The organism is Promicromonospora kroppenstedtii DSM 19349, from assembly GCF_000515355.1.
In the GTDB taxonomy this organism is placed as follows: Bacteria; Actinomycetota; Actinomycetes; order Actinomycetales; family Cellulomonadaceae; genus Promicromonospora; species Promicromonospora kroppenstedtii.
Window position 1 is genome coordinate 425 of sequence record NZ_KI911619.1, and the last position, 3013, is coordinate 3437.

The 3013-nt window shown below is 69.8% G+C and carries 2 protein-coding genes; both read left to right on the forward strand.

The features are described from left to right. Positions 1-739 (forward strand): (Fe-S)-binding protein (locus PROKR_RS04645; RefSeq protein WP_036960027.1); only part of this gene is annotated, 739 nt, incomplete at its 5' end. Between the two features lie 131 nt (positions 740-870). Further along, a complete protein-coding gene (locus tag PROKR_RS04650) occupies positions 871-2688 on the forward strand; it encodes an L-lactate permease (protein ID WP_036960029.1) in 1818 nt (605 codons plus the stop codon). The last annotated feature ends 325 nt before the right edge of the window (positions 2689-3013 follow it).

The window sequence follows — 3013 nt, forward strand, 5'->3', positions numbered from 1 at the left end:
GCTGCTGGGCTGTGTGCAGCGCGAGTTCTACCCGGGCGTGAACGCGGCGACGGCGCGGGTGCTGGCGGCGGAGGGCTGCGACGTCGTGGTGCCGCCGGACCAGGGCTGCTGCGGCGCGCTGTCGGTGCACGCCGGGCGGGAGGCCGAGGGGCTCGACCACGCACGGGCGCTGATCGACGCGTTCGCCGATGCGGGCGTGGAGCGGATCGTGGCCAACTCGGCCGGGTGCGGGTCCACCATGAAGGACTACGCGGACCTGCTGGCGGACGACCCCGCGTACGCCGGGCGAGCCGCCGAGTTCGCGGCCCGGACCCGGGACGTCGCGGAGGTGCTGGCGGAGCTGGAGCCCGTCGCGCCGCGGCACCCGCTGCCGCTGACGATCGCCTATCACGACGCGTGCCACCTGCGGCACGCGCAGGGCGTCAAGGCGCAGCCGCGCGCGGTGCTCGCGACGATCCCCGGTCTGGTGGTCAAGGAGATCGCCGAGGGCGACATGTGCTGCGGGTCTGCCGGGATCTACAACCTCACCAACCCCGGGCCGGCACGGGAGCTGGGGGACCGCAAGGCCGCGCACGTGGCGGCGACGGGTGCCGAGCTGCTGGTCACGTCCAACCCCGGCTGCCTGCTGCAGATCACGGACGCGCTGTCCCGGCAGGGCCGCGCGATGCCGACGGCGCACATGGTGCTGGTGCTGGATGCGTCCATGCGCGGGGCGGGTCCAGAGGAACTGCTGGGCTGAGGCGAGCCGTTCGGGCGAAAACTCCCGATTGCGAGGGTTTGCTGCTAGATTGTCGCTGAGTGGAGTGCTAATTCCACCATGCGAAAGTTCCAGAGAACCCTACCCGGCAACGAGGCCGGACTGGAGTCACCATGGACAACCTCGGCGTCCTCGCCCTGCTCGCGCTGCTCCCGATCCTCGTCGTAGGAACCCTGCTGCTCGGATTTCGCTGGCCGGCCCGGACCGCGATGCCGGTCGGCCTGGCACTGGTGGTACTCATCGCCCTGTTCGCGTGGCGGATGTCCCCGGTCGCGGTCGGCGCATCCGTCGTCCAGGGACTGCTGATCGCCATCGGTCTGCTCTGGATCATCTTCGGGGCGCTGCTGATGCTGGAGACGCTGACCAAGAGCGGCGCTCTGCAGACGATCCGTGCGGGCTTCACCACGATCAGCCCCGACCGGCGGGTGCAGGTGATCATCGTCGCCTGGCTCTTCGGGTCGTTCATCGAGGGTGCGGCCGGGTTCGGTACGCCTGCCGCCGTCGTCGCACCGCTCTTGCTAGCACTCGGTTTCCCCGCTGCCGCTGCCGTCATGGCGGGCCTCATCATCCAGTCCACGCCGGTCAGCTTCGGCGCCGTCGGCACGCCCATGCTGACCGGGCTGGGCACGGGCCTCGCGGACACCTCGGGGGCGCTGGCCCCCGAGGTCCAGGCGCGGGCCGACGCGCTCGGGCTGGACCACCTCGGGTTCGTCGCCCACACCGCGACCCAGGTGGCGACCATCCACGCGATCGTCGGCATCCTCGTGCCGCTCATCCTCGTCACGCTGATGTGTGGCTTCTACGGCGAGACGCGATCGTTCCGGGCGGGGCTCGCCGTCGCCCCGTTCGCCGTCTACGCGGCTCTCGCCATGATCGTCCCGTACGTGACCGTGGCCTACCTGCTGGGTCCGGAGTTTCCGTCGCTGCTCGGTGGGTTCCTCGGGCTGGTGCTCGTGATGTTCACGTCGTCGAAGGGCTTTCTCATGCCCAAGGACGTCTGGGACTTCCCGCCGCGCGAGCGCTGGAGCGACCGGTGGATGGGGACGGTGGACCCGACGGTGGAGGCGGCGACGCTGACGCGCCGCATGTCGATGGTCCGGGCGTGGTCGCCCTACGTCATCGTGGCGGCGCTGCTGCTGATCACCCGGAACGTCCCGGTGATCAAGGACTTCCTCACCGGCCCCGCGGTGCTCGAGGTGCCGAACATCTTCGGCACCGGGATCAGCCAGAACATGGACCTCCTGTACTCACCGGGGGCCATCTTCCTCCTGGTCTGCCTCATGACCTACCTGCTGCACGGTATGCGGGGCCCGCAGATCAGGGAGTCGTGGAAGGTCGCCGCGGGCCAGCTCGGAGGTGCGGCCTTCGCCCTGCTGTGCGCCGTGCCGCTGGTGCGGATCTTCATCAACTCCGGGCCGGACTTCAATGCGGCCGGGCTCGACTCGATGCCGATCACGCTGGCCCAGGCCGCCGCGGACCTGGCGGGTCAGGGCTGGCCGATCGTGTCCCCGTTCATCGGGGCGCTGGGCGCGTTCGTCGCCGGCTCCAACACGGTGTCGAACATGATGTTCGCGCTGTTCCAGTTCAACACCGGGCTGGGGATCGGGGCAGCGACGCCCGAGACCGTCGCCGCCCTCCAGGCGGTCGGTGGTGCGGCGGGCAACATGGTGGCCGTGCACAACGTGGTCGCCGCGGCCGCCACGGTCGGTCTGCTCGGCCGCGAGGGCGACCTGATCCGCAAGACGATCCTTCCCATGACGTACTACTGCCTCGCGGCGGGTGGGATCGGGTATCTCTGGATCTTCGGGTTCGCGTTCAACGCGGGAATGGTGGTGCTGCTGCTCGTGGTCGCGGCCCTGACCCTGGTGACCGTGCGGATGCTGCGGCAGCCGGACGCCTACAACCCGGAGGTCCTCCCGCTGAGGACCTGAGCGGGTAGCGACTGGGCTGCCCAGGTCCCTGATCGGCAGTCTGCATCGAGATCGGCTCAGCGCTGGACCGATCTCGATGCAGACTGCCGATCTTGTCTTGTGTCGTCACCGCCGGACGCGCACGTCACATCCTTTCGACCCCGGGAGACGACGGCTGCCGTGGGAGAATGTTCGGGCATCTGTCATCGAAGGGAACACCGTGAACGAAACGCCCCGTGACCAGGGGAACGACCGCGAGGGCGACCGCCGCGGCGAGCGCAAGAGCGCCTACCGCAACGACGGCAACGGTCCGCGTCGCGACGACCGGGGCGGTGAGCGCGGTGGA